This window comes from Turicibacter sp. HGF1 (genome assembly GCF_000191865.1).
Taxonomy (GTDB): domain Bacteria; phylum Bacillota_I; class Bacilli_A; order MOL361; family Turicibacteraceae; genus Turicibacter; species Turicibacter sanguinis.
This window is the reverse complement of the sequence record NZ_AEXQ01000030.1, coordinates 1-19368: the sequence shown is the minus strand read 5'-3', so window position 1 is coordinate 19368 and position 19368 is coordinate 1. Positions and strand designations below refer to the sequence as shown.

Genomic DNA, 19368 nt, shown 5'->3' with positions numbered 1-19368 from the left:
ATGACTAGCATAAAGATAGGATATGTTTAATTATTGTTTATTTTAGGTCTTGCATTGAAGTTTACTCCAAGTGTTACAGTAATCATATCCTATTCATCAGATAAGGTTATAGATTGATAGGATACTAGAGGAGGAATGAATGATGGGGAAAACATTAATTGCGTATTTTTCACGTAAAGGTGAAAACTATGTCGCGGGACAAATTCGCCATTTAGAAAAAGGAAATACTAAAATCGTAGCAAAAAAAATTCAAAACCTCATCGGAGGCGATTTATATGAAATCAAACCAGTCATACCGTATGCTGATGATTACGATACGTGTATTCAACAGGCGAAACAAGATTTAAATGAAAATAAGCGCCCCCTAATTGCAACACCGCTTCCAAATCTTGAAGGATATGAGACGATTTATATTGGCTACCCAAATTATTGGGGGACGATGCCGATGCATGTGTTTACCTTTTTAGAGGAACAAAACTTAAAAGATAAACATATCAAACCTTTTTGTACACACGAAGGTAGTGGAATGGGGCATAGTGAATCCGATTTAATTCAAATTTGTCAGGATGCTTATCTTGAAAAAGGTTTAGCAATTATCGGTTCAAACGTTTCAACTTGTGATGACTTACTACGCAGATGGGTATAGGAGGAAATAAGATGGCTATTTCAGACTTTGCCAAAGAATATCATGAAAAAATGTTTCCAAATTTCGAATCTAATCTAGCTAAAACAGATGCAGACTTGGTAGAGATTTTTAATAACTTTGCCTTCGATGAGGTGATCAATCAAACGAAATTAGATGATCAGACACGGATGATGGCTATATTGGCTTCATTAATTGGATGCCATGCGATTGATGAATTTAAAATTATGCTATTGGTAGCCTTAAACTTAGGTGTGACGCCTGAAGTCGTCAAAGAAATCGTGTATCAAGCCGTACCTTATGTTGGAATGGGGCGTGTTTATCCATTTTTACATGCCACAAATGAAATATTCGAGCTTTCAAATATTTCATTACCTTTAGCAAGTGCAAAGACAACAACACCTAAAACCCGCCTATAAAAAGGAATTGAAGCACAAGTTGAGATTTTCGGCAATCATATGTCTGAATTTTACAAATCAGGACCCGCGGAAACGAAACATATCAATTACTGGTTAGCTACTAACTGCTTTGGAGATTATTACACACGACGTGTCTTAGATTTAAAACAACGTGAAATGCTGACCTTCTGTTTTTTAGCAGCGCTTGGAGATTGTGAACCTCAATTAACGAGCCATGCTGTCGCAAATATGAGGATTGGAAATGATAAACTATTTCTAATTGATATTGTCTCAGCCTGTTTACCGTTCATTGGATATCCACGAAGTTTAAATGCGATTCGCTGTATCCAACAAGCGTCAAAATAAAAGGAGGCATATAAATGAATCAAGATAACATGATTTTTGAAATGGGAAATCCACTTCCCGAAATGTTTAGTCAATATTTTATTGGCAAAGCCTATTTAAACATGCTAACAACAGAAGGGGTTCCTATTGGAAATGTGACCTTTGAACCAGGATGTCGTAATAATTGGCACATTCATCATAAAGGCGGGCAAATTCTATTAGTCACATCGGGACGTGGCTATTATCAAGCATTTGGTGAAGCCCCAAGAGAATTGCATCCTGGCGACGTGATCCAAATCCCAGCCGGAGTTAAACATTGGCACGGCGCAGCACCCGATAGTTGGTTCTCTCACCTTGCAGTCGAAATTCCCGCAGAAGGTAGCTCAAATGAATGGTGTGAACCTGTGAGCGATGAAGAGTATAATCACCTGAAATAACTAATCTAAAATCATGTGAGAGAAAAGTTAATATTTTTAAGATAATTCCGAGGAAATCGGGCACTTTTTCACTGTTTCGCTAAAATAATCTAATCTCTTCCTGTCATTTGTCTTCTCATATTTAAAAGAATCTTTCTTTTCTCATTTTTGTCCTTCAAACCAATTGTTTCACTATATTTCATTCAAAGTGAGCGCGAATGTGTATTTCGTGTTAAAATATGGATATCATTTGATGAATTAGGGTGAGACAGATGAATAAAATTCAAATTATTTCCTTTATTAAAGAAGAGGAGTTAACCATTAAGGCAACTGAAATGTTCGTCACAAAAGAAATAAAACAAGAGAAAAAGCGATATTATCGGATTGCTGATCACTTCATTGAACTGATTTATCTCGATTTAAACTGCTTAAGTGAAATTTCAAATCTGCCGTTATCAAAAGCGACTCAACGGATCCTATTATTAAAAGAAATCACATTTGAGCTCGAACAGCGAATCTATTCCATACTTCAAACTAAAGATATTTTAATCTTTACCGGTCATTTATCAGAGCATTTATCCATTTTTCCAACTATTATTAAGTTTGAAGAGCTAACGTCTTCAAAGAAATTGAATTTAAATCTTTTGATTTACTTATTAAATCAAAGCAACCTGTTATCAACGTTAAAAAGTCACCATTCCAGTCTATTTTTGCTTACGGGTGAGACGACAGAAACTGAATTAGTCTCGACTATTGTCACCCAAACATTAAATCAACTCTCACAAATTGAAACAGCACAAAGGCTTAAATTATACCTTTTTACTCCCTTTGAGTTAAGTTTAATCGATTTAGCAGATATTGAAGATCCAATTAATGAGTATCTGATGAATCCTTTGTTTGAAATTGAACAATTTAAAAACGTTAATCAAGATTATCAAATCTGTTATGCAGTGGTTGCATTGAATTAAAAATCCCTTCTGATGGTAAGTCAGAAGGGATTTTTTTATGAATGTAGACTATAAAAAAAACAAATTATACATCAGATTGTTAAAAAATTCACTTAAATAACTTCAATAATTATTAAAAAACTTCAACAAATTGTAGAACCTTGTCGAAACTTATACAATGTTTGTGAGCAAATAAACAAAGGCTTAAAAAGTAAAACGATATATAAAGGAGTAGACGTATGTTAGAAATCATCAAAAGCACATTAAGCGATAACGCCATTTTAGGTGCTATTTTCTCATCAGTTTCAATTATCCTTTTAGGATTTTATTTACGAAAACGAAACATGATTAATTCAACCGCTTCTAAAATGTTAACAAAGGTTGTCTTAACTGTCTCTTTACCCGCGTTAGCCTTCACTTCTTTTATGAAAGATATCAACGGTGAACAATTGAAACAAGGGATGAGCATGTTAGTATGGGGATTTGCCATTTATCTAATCTTAATTCCATTAACAAAAATCATGTTTGCAAAAGTTAAAGGGGATAAGCAAGATGTTTATCGCGTTTTAACAATCTTTGGTTCGACGACTTTCTTCGGAACACCGATTGTAACCGCAGTTTACGGAGCCGTTGGAACAATGTATTCTAACATCTTTAATATTGCTTACCGAGTATTCTTATACTCTTACGCTTTTATTAAAATGTCAGGAACAAAAATGGATAAAGAAAACTTCAAGAAAAATATGAAAGAAATCTTCTTAAATCCAATTATCTTAGCAACCTTCTTCGGATTATTTATCTGGTTATGCCAAGACATGCTGCCTCAAGTTAACGTCACAGTGAACGGAGAGGTTAAACAATATGCCTTCTTACGTCTTGATCAAACGTTACCTTGGTTCTATAAAGCACTAGATTATTTAAAAGCATTAGCGTCACCACTTGCTTGGATTTCAATTGGGGCCACTTTAGCAGAAGTTCCATTCAAAGATGCTATCTCTCAAAAAGATGCATGGGGATATAGTTTCATTAAAGTTTTATTCATTCCAGTCATTAACTTAGTTTTATTAGTTCTTGTCAATCAATTTGGAATTCTTCCAGTTTCATTTGAAGGGATGGCAACAACAGTCATCATGATGGCAGCACCAACAGCAACAGTCGCAGCAGCCTATGCCATTAACTATGACCGTGAAGCATTATTTACCTCAAACTGTTCATTACTATCAACAGTCGTTGCCGTTATCGCCATGCCAATTTGGATCGTGGTGTTAGAGCTAATTAAAACACTAGGATTATTCTAAGAGAGATTTGATTATTTAACCTTAATACCCAAAAAGGAGAAGATGAAAATGACTAAATTAGTATGTTATGGAGTACGAGAAACTGAAGTTCCTTTCTTCCATGAAATCAATAAAAAATTTGGATATGATCTTAAATTAGTAACACTTGGACTAAATCATGAAAATGTGAAAGAAGCCATTGGAGCTGAAGCAATCATGGTTCGCGGGAACTGTAAAGCAGATCGTCAAAACTTAGAATTATTAAAAGCAAATGGATTAGAATACCTCTTAACTCGTACGGTAGGATTTGATCATGTTGATTTAGATGCGGTTAAAGACTTAGAGTTAAAATGTGCTCGCGTGCCAGGTTACTCACCAAATGCTATTAGTGAGTTAGCTGTTTCTTTATCAATGATGTTATTACGTCATACAGCATATACGGTTAATCGTACAAGTCAAACAAACTTTACGATTGATCCATTCATGTTCAGTAAAGAGGTTCGTAACTGTACCGTAGGAATTATTGGAGCAGGAAAAATCGGTTTAACGACAGCTCAACTATTCAAAGGGTTAGGAGCTAATGTGATTGCTTATGATGTGTTCCAAAGTGACGTGGCAAAAGAAATTGTTGAATTTAAAGATTTAGATGCTGTCTTAGCAGAGTCTGATGTGATCTCAGTTCATATGCCATATATTAAAGGGGTAAACTATCATATGATTAATGAAGAGTTTATCGCTAAAATGAAAGATGGAGCCATTTTAATTAATACGGCTCGTGGTGAGATTCAAGATATTGATGCGATTATCAAAGCAGTTGAATCTAATAAATTAGGTGGATTTGGTACGGATGTTTTAGAAGGGGAATCTGCTGTCTTCTTTAAAGATTTCAAAGGCGCTGCTTTAGAAAATCCTTCATTCCAAAAATTAATTGACCTTTATCCTCGTATTTTAGTGACACCACATATCGGATCATATACCGATGAGGCGTTAACAAACATGATCGAATATTCTTATGAGAATTTAAGAGATTATTTAAATGAAGGAACATGCAAAAATAGCATTGCCTAATCATTCAAAGTATATTGTCACACGTGATGTGACAATATGCTTTTTTTTGTGAATATTAAAGTCTGAATCCTCAAAGGATAATAAAAGATAAAATTTCATAGCGAGTGTGATGATGTCATGAAAAAGCAATGAACGTTTAAAACTAAAATCATTTTATGGACACTTAGTATAACGTCCATTCCCTTGATTATTTCATATCTTATTTTTCTTAATTCTAAGTTACACGACTTTGATGAAAAGATCAAAATGTCTCTTCAAGAAACTGGATTTAGTATGGCACATAGTGTCCTCATTAAAGAGAAATTAATCACTCATGACAATGATGGTAGCATTCAAAAGTATACGTTAGATTTTATTGAAAACTTGAATAATGTGGATTTAATCGTCGTAGCAGATATGAATGGAATCAAATACTCCCACTTAGATGAAAGTCAAATTGGCCAAGTCTATGTCGGCTCTGATAAACAAAAAGTATTAGCCACTGGTGAAAGATACTTTTCTATTATGGAGGGATCTCAAGGGAAGACGCTCAGATGGTTTGAGCCTATTTTTGATGAACAACAGCAAATCGGTTTTGTCATGGTTGGAAAATATTATCGTGATATCACGGTGGCTAATACCGACATCATGCGTAATTATGTTTTACTTTGTCTAAGTGTGATTGGATTGGCAGGAATTGGGGCTAAATTCTTTTCATCAAGCATTCAAAAACGCATGCTTAATATGGAGCCTGAAGAAATTGCGAGGCTATACCGTCAAAAAAAGATTATCATTGAAAGTGTAGCAGATGGTATTATCGCCTTAGATGCTTCGCAACAAGTGATTGAACTCAATAACCGTTGTAATATGATGATTCCAGATTTTAATGTCACTAGCTTAATTCAACGTCTAGAGCCTTACATCGATTCTTATACCGACTTTACGATGAAAGAATTCATTATCCAAGATAAAAGACTCTTTATAAATCTTCATCATCTCTTTCAAAATGAAGTATACTTAGGAAGCGTCATTACGTTAATGGATCGAAACAATATCCACGATATCGCAAAAGAAATCACTGGGATTGATGAAGTCATTAAAAATTTAAGAGTGACCATTCATGAATTCAAGAATAATTTACATGTCATCTTGGGTTTAATTCAACTCGATAAAGTGGAGGAGGCAAAATCATATATTTTAACCCTTCAACAAACTCGGGCGGAAACTGAAGTGAAGTTTCATTCGATTGAGGATCCTCTGATTAGAGCTTTACTTATGAGTCGGTCATTAGTTGCGAAAGAACGTCAAATCGAGTTTACCTTAACCGAAGAGTCCTTTTTATATCCCACTCATCAACGCATTACGGCTTATGATCTGGTGACCATTATTGGAAATTTACTCGAAAATGCCTTTGAGGCGTGTTCCTCTTTAGAAACCTCTTCGAAAAAAGTCGAAATTTCGTTGTACGAGGATGAGACTTCCCTTGAAATTCAAGTGAGAGATAACGGTGAAAAAATTAATCCAGCGTTTAAAGATAAACTATTTGAATCCGGTATTTCTACGAAGGGTGAACATCGTGGTATCGGTCTTTTTCTTGTCAAAAATCGAGTTGAATTATATCATGGTACAATTGAAATTGAAGATTTTGATGAAGAAAAAATATTCGTAATTATGATTAATAAGGGAGAGTATGATGGATAAAGTATTAATTGTAGAAGATGACCCAATGGTTGCCTTAATTAATAAACGTTATTTACAACAATTTAGACAGATAGAAATCTTTGGTCCTGTTATGTATGAAGAAGAGGTCTTATCCTACTTAGAAGCACAAAAAATTGACCTCATTATTATGGATGTCTTTCTTCCGAAAAAAAGCGGTCTAGAGATTCTTAAAACAATACGTGAAAAAGAATATACGGTGGATGTCATTATGGTCACTGCTGCTAATAGTTCAATGGAACTTAAACAAGCATTTGCCTATGGAGCGATTGATTACTTAGTTAAACCTTTTGAATCTATTCGATTTGAAGAAGCTTATAAAAAATATCAAAGTAAAAAAGGGTTACTGTTAAATCAAAAATCAATGACACAAAAAGAAATCGATGCTTTTATGAAAGCTTCATTGTCTCAACAGGTTGAAGAGTTACCGAAAGGATTAAATAAACGAACCCTAGAAAAAATTACACTCTTTTTAAAAGAACATCCCGATCGCATTTGGACGTTACGCGAGATTGCTAATGAAACAAAAATCAGCAATGTCACCATCAAAAAATATATGGATTACTTAGAGAGTCAAGATAAATTATATGTTCAAGCAACGACTGGAAATGTCGGAAGACCGGAGTTAAAATATTCAATTAAGTTATAAAAAGAGATTATCCTCTCCCCGTTCACATATAATAAAAGTAAGAACGAGGAGAGGGGAATTGGAATGATTTATAGCAAACATAAATACCTTGGTTTTCTAGGGCTACTTGCATTAATTGGGTTAAAAGGGTTTGTAACAGAAGAATACCTTTGGTTTTTATTCTTCCTCAATTACGGTTGGTTTACCTTTTTCTATGAAAACAGCCCCATTTATAAACGTCATTTAGACAAACGATTAAACAGCTAAATAAAAAAGATAAAAGGGAAACCGTCAGAATGGATAGTTTCCCTTTTATCTTTAAATGAGATTTTTGACCTAATATAGTCTCTTGGATGTTCTATCAAAAGGAGATTAATGTCACCTGATCCTAAGACCCAAGGTGTCTCTTTAACTGATGAATTATTTTATCCAATTCTTCTAATCAATGGGGTATAGCCGATGATATAATCGATTCGATTTAATAGATCCTCTGATAGTGTGATGGCGCTAGCTTGGACATTTTTCTCAATTTGTTCTGGTTTTGAAGCCCCAGTAATCACTCCACTAATACATAGACGTCGTAGAATCCAAGCCAGAGATAAGACGGGTAAGGAAATACCGAGTTCATGAGCGATTTGAAGAAGAGCTTCAACTTTTTCTAAGTTATCGTCTGTTAACATAGCATTTACTTGATTATATTTAAGCGTTGCACGCGAATCCTGAGGAATAGGCTCACTTTTACGATATTTCCCCGTTAATAAACCTTGAGCTAGCGGACTGAAAGGCACAATTCCAATACCGTATCGTTCACAAAGATCCATGATTTCATCTTCGATGTAACGGTCGAGCATATGATACTGAGGTTGTATCACTGAAAGAGGTCGAAGTCCCTTAGCCTCAATAATACTGATTGCTTCTGCGATTTGGGCTGCACTCCATCAGAAATCGCAAAATTAAATGGTAGTCTCGAGATGATTCAATATAAAATTGAGAATTACAAAAAAATCGGGATTTTTCATCTCGACGTGCCTAAGAATGAAGACTAAAGACTCATCTCGATGAATATCATGTAAAGAATGACCTATTAAAAGTCCTAGTTCCCATCCAACTTGGGCTTTTTTTATCACCTCTTGCTTTTTGAAGGAGCCTTTATTTAGTTTGTTTCTTATTAGAATTTTTTCACAAAATAAGATTCAAATTTAAATTAAAAGCATACAATATAGTATAAGAAATCTTTTATCAATCACTAGTTATTTTTTTATTTTACAATAAAAGCGCTTTAATAAAAAGTTTTATATGGTATAATCTAGAAAAAGGGTTTCATCATGTTTGAGGAGTGATGTGAGATGTGTGAGGTTGAGAATAATGTCAGAGTAAGCGTCAAAGGTCCAAAAGAAGAAATTGAAACGTATATTCAATGGTTAAAATGTACGCAAGAATATCAATTAAAGTCAGGTTTTGGAAAAAATATTCCCGCTTCTAAGTTATCTTTAACCGATTTTAACCTTGCAGAAGATTCATGGCAGTTTTCTAGTACCAATCTTAAGCATCAAATTAAAGCTTTTTATCGTTGGAATCTCAAAGAATTAAATTACCAAGTCAACTATATGGTTTATTACGGAACACATCCTTTAACAAATGGCACGCTATGCACGAATAAGGTAGAGGATTATCAAGACGGAATATTTCCTGAGCTCATGAAAGCCTTTAATCCCATTCCAGCAATGCTTGCTTGCAAATGTCCAAATCTTCAAATCGAGGTAACTTGGGGAAGTTATTATCTCGAAGAAAAATATCTAAATGATTCACTTGATGATGATCAGGCCATTTAAAACAGACGTGATATCTCGATTCAATGAGGTATCACTTTTTATGTTAAATTATTCCATAACGTGTTATAATAGGAACAAATTGAGATTCAGGGGGGATTAAAGTGGAGCAACGAACATTAACCGTAAAAGGGACGGGGCAAGCCTCGTTACCACCGGATACCATTCAACTTGATTTTGACTTAGAATCGAAAGCAGAAAATTATGATGAAACGATTAATTTAGCCGGAACACGACTTGAACAACTTCGTTCGTGTTTAGCTAACGTCGGATTTAGCAAATCTGATTTAGTGACGACAAACTTTTCCGTAAATACTGATTATGAAAGCGTCAAAAACGAAGAAGGTGAATACATTCGTGTCTTTAAAGGATACAGTGTCAGAAACAACTTAAAGCTCAGTTTCCCAATCGATACCCATCGTTTAGCTATGATTTTAGAACAACTCAGTGCATGTGAAGCCAATCCTGAACTATCCATCCACTTTTTATTAACAGACGATACCAAACTAAAAGAACTCTTGCTACAAGATGCGGTTGCAGATGCGACTCAAAAAGCCAATATTTTAGCTTTGGCAGCGGGAGTCAGACTTGATGATATATTAGCCATTACCTACGATTGGAGCAATATCGTCTATAGAAATCGTGAGATGATGTTAGAAGAAAGCGTTGCTTATTCAGCTGCAGCTATCGATATTCAACCAGATAATGTCAGTGCGAGTGACACGGTTACCATCGTTTGGGAAATTAAATAGGGGAGGGCCCATCTTTGAAAAGAACAATCAAACCCATCAGTGAAGCCTATTTAACGTGTTCATTAGATTTAGTTGAGACGGTCTTTACAGAGGCTAATGATGAAGAAGAAGGAAAAATGGTTCGATTATTAGTCGAAGAAATTAGGCATAAACGTTACCATATCCCTGAACTAGAATTAATCGCTCTTGATTCAAAGGATAATCTTATTGGATATGCCATGTTTTCAAGATTTCAGTTACAAGGACAATATGAACAGGAATTATTAATTTTGGCACCCGTTGCTGTGAAAACGTCATTTCAACGACAACATATTTCAAAAGAGTTAATTGAATACGGATTTGTTAAAGCCAAAGAAATGGGATTTAAAGCCGTGATTGTGGAGGGAAATCCACAAAATTATCGTTCAAGAGGATTTCAAACAGCAGTTAACTACGGGATTATGCCTGGAAAAAGCGTTCATTTACCTGCCATCGAGTGTCTAATGGTTAAAGAATTAGAAGAGGGGGCTTTAACCACCATGAAAGGGCTGGTAGAGTATGATGATTATGAAGCTTTAAAGTAGGCGTTTAGAATAGGAGATGTATGATGAATAAACACTTTTTATATGAAATGATTCAAACGGCTTCACCATCTGGCAAAGAATTCGAGTTACAGAAAAAAATTATGTCTTACATGCAAGACACCGTAGATGGTTTTGAAACGGATACCACAGGAAACGTTATGAGCATCTTAAATAAAGACCATGACTTTAAAGTCTTACTTGCCGGCCATGTCGATGAAATCGGGATGATGATTACGATGATTACATCAGACGGATTAGCTAAAGTAACAAACGTAGGCGGAATTCGTCCGGCTTTATATCTCGGACAAAAAGTTCGCATTCTGACCAAAAATGGCATTATCGGTGGAGTCGTCGGATATAATAATGACCTTCTTAAAAATAAGTCATTAGAAACAAAAGACTTATTTATTGATTTAGGCGCAACTTCAAAAGAAGAAGCACTTAAAGTGATTGCGCCTGGTGATTATGTTGTAGCAGATACAGATTATCTTGAGTTATTAAACAACAACTTAGCCGGACGAGCACTTGATAATCGGTTAGGGGCTTTTATTGTGATTGAAGCACTGCGTCGTGCAAAAGAGTTAGGAACACGCGTTGGAGTCTACAGTGCCACCACAGTTGGTGAAGAAACGACGATGCGTGGAGCGGTATGGGCAGCTAAAAGGGTAAAACCAGCCCTGGCTTTAATCGTCGATGTAACGTTTGCAACCGATTATCCAGGAACCAATCCGGAAGTAACGGGTGAAATTAAACTCGGTGGTGGACCGGTTTTATGTCATGGATCCATCATTAATAACCACCTAAATGATGCCCTGATTAATATCGCCAACCGTTTAAATATGCCGATTCAATTTGAGATGGCACCCGGACGTACGGGAACTGATGGAGATCGTATTCATTTTCAAAATGATGGCGTCCCATTAGCACTCATCTCAATCCCACTTCGTTACATGCATTCAGGAAGTGAAGTTTGTCATTTAAACGACGTTGAACAAATTATCGAGTTAATTGCACATTTCTTAGCCGAACTTCAACCTTGTTTTAATTTATCACCATATGCATAAAGAGAGCACTCGCTCTCTTTTTTTAAGGGAGGATTGACATGAATTTTAGAGGGACGATTTCAATCAAAAAAGAAAAAAGCATCCTTTTTAAACAATCTTATGGCTATGCTGATGTTGCCAATCAGCGAAAAAATCAACGTGAGACTAAATTTGCGACAGCCTCAGCGGGTAAAGTTTTTGTTGCGGTCGGTATTTTACAATTGATCGAACAGAAAAAACTTCACTTTGACGATACCATCGGACAGATTCTAACGATTGATTGGCAACAAATTGATACAACGATTACGATCCGCGAATTATTGACTCATACCTCGGGAATTCCCGATTACTTTGATGAGTCAGTTATGAGCGATTACGATGAGTTGTGGACAGATTATCCTAACTATAAAATTAGGTCATCTCAAGATTTAATCCCCTTATTTATTCACAAACCTATGATGTATCCACGGGGAGCGAAATTTCAATATAATAATACCGGCTTTGTGGTGCTTGGCTTAATCATTGAAGCCATCACACATCAGTCTTTTGATGAGTATTTAAAACAGCATGTCTTTAACGTCGCTCAGATGCCCTCTACTGGTTACTATGAGCTAGATTGCCTACCTGCAAACTGTGCCAATCATTATGTGTATGATGAAAAACGGCAACGCTATGTGACGAATATTTATAGCGTTGATGTAAAAGGAACAGGGGCGGGAGGTGCTTTTACAACGGCAGATGATATTGAAGCCTTCTGGGAAGCGTTGCTTGGGTATCGCCTCTTATCAAAAGAGATGACAGATGAGATGCTTCGTGTTCAAGCTGGAAATGATCAAGATCATTATGGCTATGGGATTTGGTTAACAGAGGAGAGCATTCCGTATTTTTGTGGAAGTAATCCTGGCGTTAGTTTTATGTCTTCCTATGATGTAAACACTAAAACAATCGTCACACTTTTTAGTAACTTTTCGGATAATGTTTGGTCTTTACATCGTGAGATTCGAGAATCATTATCATGAGAAAAAGACGGATATGAATTAAAGATCATCCAAATCTCACATCCCCCTATTCAAGAGGTCGGTTCCTTAGAGGGGCAAGTCCTCAAACAATTAAAAAAAATCAAACCGGATTTGATTATGATAACGGGAGATTTAGTGAATAATGCCAGGTTTAATGACGTTGACGTTTTATCCTTTTGAGAATCATGAGTATGCCATTTTGAATCGAAAATCCAGGAAGCAGGCGTTGTGTTGCTTTGAAATAACAAGATAGTACTTACAAAAGGGAAGACGCGTATTGAATGAATCGGTGTCAATGATTCCAATTTAATGAAAACCCAAGAAATGGAGGAAACCTTGAACGCGAAGGGGAATCCGGATGCATTTAGTATTTTAATGTCACACCGACCTGAATATTTAAAGCTGTATGAGGCCTATGACGTTGATTTGGTTTTTTCGAGTCATGCCCATGGAAGACAATTTCTGTTTCCTCTGATGGGAGGATTAATTGGACCAAATCAAGGGTTATTTCCCCTCTATACAGCAGGTGTTCACCAAATAAAAAGCACAAGCTTAGAGATAAGTCGTGGCATTGAAAACAGCCTCATTCTCATTCGTTTTTACAATCAACCGGAACTAGTTTTAATCCTATTATCCTCAGATCCTAGCTTTTTTCAAAAAAACGTCAGACAATATTCGACTTTTCTTAAAAAAAGTTCTTGCAACTATTTTTAAATCGTGCTATTATTTAAGTCCGGAAATAATTAAGTTTATTTCCTACTCCAAATAGTTATAATTTACTTGTATAATTGTTAAGATATGGTTAACTAGTTTCTACCCGCGACCTTATATCTTGCGGACTACAAGTAAAAACTTTGTATGTCCTCATCATACAATCCTTTTTACTTGTTGAACACCGAAATGGCCTTCGGTGTTCTTTTTTTGATTAGAGAATAGATGAAATGCTTTCATATAAAAAGAACTCGTAAGGATTGAATAGATTCAAAATATTTCCAAACTTTTTTTCGATAAAAAAGTTGCATTTTAGATCATAGCGTGCTATTATTTAAGTCCGGAAATAATTAAGTTTATTTCCTACTCCAAATAGTTATAATTTACTTGTATAATTGTTAAGATATGGTTAACTAGTTTCTACCCGCGACCTTATATCTCGCGGACTACAAGTAAAAACTTTGTATGTCCTCATCATACAATCCTTTTTACTTGTTGAACACCGAAATGGCCTTCGGTGTTCTTTTTTTATGTCTAATTTTCAATTCTAGTTTTTTAAAAAGAAAATTCTGAATCATTAAAGGAGAAGGGTGAGGACTGAATCCTCTTCCTTTGAATTTTTATATCTAAAAATCAGCACCCACCCAAATATGAAATAAGGTAATGTTAAAATACGACATCAGGTCTTTTTATGCCGAAACTTGTAGAAACATTAAGCTGAGATTGTATGAAAAGACAGTATCTTTTTTGTGAGATTATTGGTAAAATGATAATACAAACGCTTTCTCGATAGAAAGCTTATTTAATCTGAAGACAGTTGAAGATATCAAACATATCTTGGGGATTCATATAGGGGGGATATATTAATGGAGGATTTTTCACACAATCCATTAGCAACAAATCATGAAATTTTAGAAGGGATTATTCGATTAGTTCAATTCGATATATTATTAAATGATTACGTGGCATGGCTTGATTTTGAGGGGGATCGTGTCATTATTCCACGTCAAGAACTCGAATTGTATGAAATTAAAAGCACCTTAAATCATTATATCGGGATGAAAGTGCAATTTAAAATCATGAGTTATGACGAACAACGACGTGTTTACTTAGCTTCATGTAAAGAAATAAAAGAAGAACGTCGAAACGACATTATTGCTCGCTTAAAAGAAGGAGAGTCATTTGAGGCGACGATTACCAAAATTGTCTACTTTGGTGCCTACTTAATGATTGATGGCATTTCAGTTATTTTACGTAATCAAGACTTTTCAAATGACTACACAACCGTGGGGGATATTTATCATGAAGGGGATACGATTCTTGTTTCGTTATTAAAGGTGAATGATAATATGAAAATTAATGTTCAAGCTGTTGAAAAATATGAAACACAATCAAGTATTACCATTGAAGATTTTGAACCCCAAACCGTCGTTTATGGACTTGTTCGTAACGTTAAATCTTGGGCATGTTTTGTCAATATCGCCCCAAATTTAGATGCGATTTGTCCGGTTCCAACTTATTTTAATGTCAAAGAAGGAATGAAGGTAGCCTTCAGAATTAATCAAGTTCGATTAGATGAGGGCCGTGTCCGCGGAAAAATCATCAAAATCATTCATTAACCACAGGAATTACACCTCAATCGTGGAATTATATCACTATAAAATTCTAAAATATGATATAATCGTATCAATTAAGCGATAAAAGAATCGATTGGGGGTACTTATATGTTAGGTTGCATAATTGGAGATAACTTACGAAATCAAAAAAACTCCAGTGAAGGCATTACAATCATGATGGCGGTAGCCGATGTTTTATTATCCAAGCTTGTCTTTGAAGACTTAAGACAAGAATCCGAAAGTGACACCCTTTATCGCAATCGCTTTGATTACTTTATGACACACGCTAAAAAGACAAAAAAAGACATTCAATTAAGTCAATGGACACAGATTGCAGCCATTCCCATTGGATTTAGCTCAAACACCATCGATGAGGCAAAAGAAGAAGCAAAAAGATGTACCCGTATCATGACAGATAATAAAAAAAAGCAAGAAGAGGCAGCACTGCTAGCTAGTTTAATTTTCTTAGGAAAAGAGGGGGTACCAAAAGAAGCCATTCCTTTCTTTTTAGAAGCCGAATATAACCTGAAATTAACACCAAAGAAATCACCACTTGCACGTGCCATCTTAGATTTAATTTCACAGGAAAGTTTCGAATCTTATTTAGAGCATAATAAACTAGCTAAAAGAAGATCTTATACCTTATTATGCGGTGGACTTGGCCAAGCCTTTTTCCCGCTTCCCGCTTCTTTAAGTAATGCAACACTCGATCTCTTACATGAAGATTATAAGCGAATCGTCTTAAGCTTTCATAAAACATACGATTTAGCCTTTTAATAACGAAAAGAGCAAATTTTTGCTCTTTTTTGTTTGCTCGACAAAGGTCCCCTTGTCTGACATGAAAACATATGATATCTTAAATCGTAAAAGATGTCTTCGGGGGGAATAGTATGCAATCATTAAGCTTTTGGCTCATTTTTTCAATTCTATTAACCATCGTGGTAGAAACCATCAAATTTAAATCCATTAAAAAAGCACTCTACTTCATGAAACACTCACCAATAGAATTTATCTTAAACGTCCTCATTATCTCCTCAACCTTAGCCTTATCCTTCATGGTGACACGTAAAGTATTTGTCTTTACAATCGTCACTATTTTTTGGTTATTATTATCCATCACCAATACCATCGTCACGACATTAAGAGGCTATCCACTTATGTTTTCCGATATCTTTTTAATTAAAGAAGGTTTAAGTTTGTCTTCTCAATACTTCACACCACTCGTGATTAGTATGGTGTTAATTCTTTTAGGCTTCTTATTTTGGATTGGTTATGATTTATTTCAAATTCAATTCGAAACAACAACCTTACAATACGTCATGGGCACAGTCTACGTTTTTTTAGCTGGGTATATCTTTTATAAAACAGAGAAAAAAGAATTACCAAAACCCGCTGAAGAAGTTGAGTTATATGAGCAAATGGGGTTTGCCTATTCCATTACAGATTCCTTATATCCTTATTTAAATAGAAAACCAGACTCCTACAGTGAAGAAAAAATGAACAACCTGGCTCATGATTTGATGCCGTATTTTAAAAATCATCCCCAAAGTGTAGATCATAATGTGATCATGATACAAATGGAATCCTTCTTTGATCCGTTAACCTTACAAAACCTTTCAATTAATATCGATCCAATCCCTACTATCAGACATCTAATGAAAACTGAGCCGTTTGGGAAACTCATTGTTCCCACATTTGGTGGGGGGACCGGTAAAACTGAATTTGAAGTCTTAACATCCATGAATGTTGACTATTTTGGACCGGGTGAGATTCCACATAATAGCATTTTAAAATCAACTGACATTGAATCTCTCGCCACTCATTTCTCACAATCTGGCTTTGAAACCATTGCTATTCATAACTATGAAGGTAATTTTTATAACCGACACATTGCCTATCAACATTTAGGATTTGATCGCTTCGTCCCCCTGGAATACATGGCAGGCATTGAAGTCAATCACGATTTATCTCAAATGAACGACGAACATTTAATCCATAACATCATTAAAGCGATATCCCAATTTGAAAAGAGCTTTATATACGCCATTTCAGCCGGCACACATCAACCGTATAATGAAACGAGTTATGATGAACATCACGATATTCAAATTGAAGGAGATTTATCATTAGAAGAGAGAGCATCATTACAAGATTATTGCATTAAACTACATCGACTAGATCATCAAATTAAGCGTCTTCTAAAATACTTAGAAACACGTCAGACTCCAACCACGTTAATTTTATTTTCAGACCATTTACCAAATTTGCCTGTCATTAATGATGAAACATTTTATCCGTTTGATCATTATGAGGTTCCAGTGATGGTTAAACATCCAAGTGAATTTACCTTTCATGACCAAAAGCTACCTGCTTATCAACTTGCAACAGAAATTTTAAATGCTGTTGGTATACGTGGGGGAATCATGAATGCGATTCATGATTTAGAGAAGGGAACATTTCATTATCAGTCAGACTTAAAATTAGCTCAGTATGATTTAATCTATGGAAAACAATTATTAGCATCGGTCTTTCCACAGCATAAAACACAAGAAATAAAATTTGGAATTGAACCACTAACCATTCACTCGATTATGAAAACAGACCATCACTTGGTGATAAAAGGATCTGGATTCAATGGCGATAGTCAGGTGTTTATTGATGGAAAAAGAGTGCCGACAACGTATATTAGTGAAGGGGAGTTACATGCCGAAATGAAAATGAATAAAGGCAATCTTGTGACCATTAAACAAATTAGTGGCTATCATCAAGCACTCGATGAAGGAAAAAGCTTTGAACTAGCGAAGATTAATTCGTAAACGTTGACATTTAACATGAGATTTGATACATTGATTATAACAATAGAGGATGGAAGAAATGACATATTTCTTCTGTTTTTTTAGCCATTAATAACCTAGATCCTAAGTTATTAAAATACGTTGATACTAAGGCTAATGCTAGTCCCGATCAAAATTTCTTTTAACAGAAATTAATCGGGACTTCTCTATTTTTTATGTTTATAGGAGGAGTTTATGTTATGAAGTTTAAAGACCACTTTAAGTCTAATGCCTCGTTTTATAAAGACTTGTGGATCATTGCATTGCCAATTGCTTTGCAACAGCTTGTCACCTCAAGTTTAAACATGGTTGATACGCTAATGGTTGGTAAAGTCGGGGTTGATGCCGTAGCTGCTGTTGGGGTTTCAAATCAATATTATTTCTTACTAAATATGATTATGTTTGGAATTTATAGTGGAGGAATGGTTTACTTCGCTCAGTACTGGGGAAAAAAAGATGTTAAAAGTATTCATCGCTTACTTGGATTTACCTTAGTACTAGGAGGAATCTTATCCATCATTTTCGGCGGATTAGCCTTCTTTATTCCTGAAAAGATTATTAGTATTTTCACGCCGGATGTTGCGGTTCAATCGCTTGGGGCACAGTATTTAAAAATTGCTTGTTTAAGCTATCCATTTATGATTTTATCATTTGGATATAGCATGGGCCTAAGAGCCGTGGAAAAACCAAAATTTTCGATGATCGCCTCAATCATAGCATTGACGCTCAATACCATCTTAAACTACTTACTCATCTTCGGTGCATTTGGATTACCGCAACTTGGTGTAATTGGAGCCGCGATTGCAACACTTGTTTCTCGTATCGTTGAGTTTATCCTCATCATGTTCTTTGCTTACTTTAAAACTGAGACGATGAATCCAAAACTTTCAGTCTTACTTTCATTTAACAAAGAATTAATTTCAAAGCTAATCACTACTAGTTTACCTGTTGTCATCAATGAGTGTTTCTGGGGACTAGGGACAACGGCCTATTTAGTCATTTATGGTCAGATTAATGTTGAGTCGATTTCAATCATGAATATTGTGACCTCAATTTTCAATATTTTCTTCATTGCTGCTATTGGCGTTGGAAATGCTTCAACCGTGATGCTTGGAAAACAACTAGGTGCGGGTGAAAAGGATAAAACATATGATCATGCTATCCTTTTCTTAAAAACAGGTGTTGTTTTAGGGATTCTTTCAAGCCTTATTCTTATTGCTTGTATTCCACTGATTTTACCCATGTATCAAAATTTTGAATCGAGTACCTTAAAATTAATGGGGCAAGTCCTCGTTATCTTTGCATTTGGCTTAACCTTCCGTTTCATTAACATCATTAATATTGTGGGGATCTTCAGAGCGGGAGGAGATACAAAGTATGCCATGATTCTTGAACTCGGAATCTTATGGACCGTTGGGGTTTTAGGAGCCTTTATTGCAGTCAATCTCTTTAACGCGCCATTACTTATTGTGGCGATGATTGTTCAATTAGAAGAAATAGTCAAAGTGGTCATTGGAATGTTCAGAGTTCGCTCAAAAAAAATGGATTAATACCCTTGTTTAATAAAAAAATCAGCCTTTT

21 protein-coding genes and 2 riboswitches are annotated in these 19368 nt (G+C 35.3%); of the genes, 20 read left to right on the top strand and 1 reads right to left on the bottom strand.

Features of this window, described 5'->3' with window-relative positions; translation table 11 throughout:
• The first annotated feature begins 142 nt into the window (after positions 1-142).
• The 10 genes from HMPREF9402_RS03520 to HMPREF9402_RS03475 all read left to right on the top strand — a co-directional run bounded on the left by HMPREF9402_RS03520 (position 143) and on the right by HMPREF9402_RS03475 (position 7687).
• Positions 143-646, top strand: a complete 504-nt coding sequence (locus tag HMPREF9402_RS03520; RefSeq protein ID WP_229040165.1) for a flavodoxin — start codon at positions 143-145, stop codon at positions 644-646.
• Positions 647-657: 11 nt separating this feature from the next.
• Positions 658-1062 (top strand): carboxymuconolactone decarboxylase family protein, encoded by a 405-nt coding sequence (locus HMPREF9402_RS14755; RefSeq protein ID WP_009606499.1) that lies wholly within the window; start codon positions 658-660, stop codon positions 1060-1062.
• A 39-nt stretch (positions 1063-1101) separates the two neighbouring features.
• Positions 1102-1407, top strand: coding sequence for a carboxymuconolactone decarboxylase family protein (locus HMPREF9402_RS14750; protein WP_009606486.1), 306 nt, complete (start codon positions 1102-1104; stop codon positions 1405-1407).
• Between the two features lie 14 nt (positions 1408-1421).
• The gene (locus HMPREF9402_RS03505; RefSeq protein ID WP_006784096.1) at positions 1422-1823 is read left to right on the top strand and encodes a cupin domain-containing protein; all 402 of its coding nucleotides are present in this window, start codon (positions 1422-1424) and stop codon (positions 1821-1823) included.
• 251 nt (positions 1824-2074) lie between these two features.
• Positions 2075-2770: a hypothetical protein gene (locus tag HMPREF9402_RS03500; RefSeq protein ID WP_009606493.1), complete on the top strand. Its 696-nt coding sequence runs from the start codon at positions 2075-2077 to the stop codon at positions 2768-2770.
• A gap of 218 nt (positions 2771-2988) precedes the next feature.
• Entirely contained in the window at positions 2989-4047 is a 1059-nt protein-coding gene (locus tag HMPREF9402_RS03495) for an AEC family transporter (protein WP_006784095.1), read from the top strand.
• A 48-nt stretch (positions 4048-4095) separates the two neighbouring features.
• On the top strand, positions 4096-5094 hold the full coding sequence (locus HMPREF9402_RS03490; protein WP_006784094.1) for a 2-hydroxyacid dehydrogenase: 999 nt from the start codon (positions 4096-4098) through the stop codon (positions 5092-5094).
• A 183-nt stretch (positions 5095-5277) separates the two neighbouring features.
• Positions 5278-6774 carry an ATP-binding protein gene (locus tag HMPREF9402_RS03485; RefSeq protein ID WP_009606483.1) on the top strand — a complete coding sequence of 499 codons (1497 nt, stop codon included), beginning with the start codon at positions 5278-5280 and terminating at the stop codon, positions 6772-6774.
• Positions 6767-7441: a response regulator gene (locus HMPREF9402_RS03480; protein WP_009606488.1), complete on the top strand. Its 675-nt coding sequence runs from the start codon at positions 6767-6769 to the stop codon at positions 7439-7441. The genes HMPREF9402_RS03485 and HMPREF9402_RS03480 overlap by 8 nt, the downstream gene beginning before the upstream one ends.
• Positions 7442-7504: 63 nt before the next feature.
• A complete protein-coding gene (locus tag HMPREF9402_RS03475; RefSeq protein ID WP_039930754.1) occupies positions 7505-7687 on the top strand; it encodes a DUF3796 domain-containing protein in 183 nt (60 codons plus the stop codon).
• Between the two features lie 158 nt (positions 7688-7845).
• Here the strand turns inward: HMPREF9402_RS03475 and HMPREF9402_RS03470 are convergent, their stop codons facing one another.
• Positions 7846-8343 carry an aldo/keto reductase gene (locus tag HMPREF9402_RS03470; RefSeq protein WP_337998357.1) on the bottom strand — a complete coding sequence of 166 codons (498 nt, stop codon included), beginning with the start codon at positions 8341-8343 and terminating at the stop codon, positions 7846-7848.
• Between the two features lie 423 nt (positions 8344-8766).
• On the opposite strand from HMPREF9402_RS03470, the gene HMPREF9402_RS03465 reads away from it, so the two are divergent.
• The 10 genes from HMPREF9402_RS03465 (at position 8767) to HMPREF9402_RS03420 (ending at position 19337) form a co-directional block, all read left to right on the top strand.
• Positions 8767-9252 (top strand): hypothetical protein, encoded by a 486-nt coding sequence (locus HMPREF9402_RS03465; RefSeq protein ID WP_006784090.1) that lies wholly within the window; start codon positions 8767-8769, stop codon positions 9250-9252.
• Positions 9253-9353: 101 nt separating this feature from the next.
• The gene (locus tag HMPREF9402_RS03460; protein WP_006784089.1) at positions 9354-10001 is read left to right on the top strand and encodes an SIMPL domain-containing protein; all 648 of its coding nucleotides are present in this window, start codon (positions 9354-9356) and stop codon (positions 9999-10001) included.
• Between the two features lie 14 nt (positions 10002-10015).
• Entirely contained in the window at positions 10016-10564 is a 549-nt protein-coding gene (locus HMPREF9402_RS03455) for a GNAT family N-acetyltransferase (RefSeq protein WP_006784088.1), read from the top strand.
• A gap of 23 nt (positions 10565-10587) precedes the next feature.
• On the top strand, positions 10588-11628 hold the full coding sequence (locus tag HMPREF9402_RS03450; RefSeq protein WP_006784087.1) for a M20/M25/M40 family metallo-hydrolase: 1041 nt from the start codon (positions 10588-10590) through the stop codon (positions 11626-11628).
• A 38-nt stretch (positions 11629-11666) separates the two neighbouring features.
• Positions 11667-12626: a serine hydrolase domain-containing protein gene (locus HMPREF9402_RS03445; protein ID WP_009606484.1), complete on the top strand. Its 960-nt coding sequence runs from the start codon at positions 11667-11669 to the stop codon at positions 12624-12626.
• Between the two features lie 309 nt (positions 12627-12935).
• The gene (locus HMPREF9402_RS03440) at positions 12936-13340 is read left to right on the top strand and encodes a hypothetical protein (protein ID WP_230310262.1); all 405 of its coding nucleotides are present in this window, start codon (positions 12936-12938) and stop codon (positions 13338-13340) included.
• A 46-nt stretch (positions 13341-13386) separates the two neighbouring features.
• Positions 13387-13488: riboswitch (purine riboswitch) on the top strand.
• Positions 13489-13704: 216 nt separating this feature from the next.
• Positions 13705-13806, top strand: a riboswitch (purine riboswitch).
• A gap of 397 nt (positions 13807-14203) precedes the next feature.
• Positions 14204-14956, top strand: a complete 753-nt coding sequence (locus tag HMPREF9402_RS03435) for a S1 RNA-binding domain-containing protein (RefSeq protein ID WP_006784084.1) — start codon at positions 14204-14206, stop codon at positions 14954-14956.
• 105 nt (positions 14957-15061) lie between these two features.
• Positions 15062-15730, top strand: a complete 669-nt coding sequence (locus HMPREF9402_RS03430; RefSeq protein ID WP_006784083.1) for a hypothetical protein — start codon at positions 15062-15064, stop codon at positions 15728-15730.
• Positions 15731-15843: 113 nt separating this feature from the next.
• Positions 15844-17769, top strand: a complete 1926-nt coding sequence (locus HMPREF9402_RS03425) for an LTA synthase family protein (protein ID WP_009606481.1) — start codon at positions 15844-15846, stop codon at positions 17767-17769.
• A gap of 218 nt (positions 17770-17987) precedes the next feature.
• A complete protein-coding gene (locus tag HMPREF9402_RS03420; RefSeq protein ID WP_009606487.1) occupies positions 17988-19337 on the top strand; it encodes an MATE family efflux transporter in 1350 nt (449 codons plus the stop codon).
• Positions 19338-19368 lie beyond the last annotated feature (31 nt).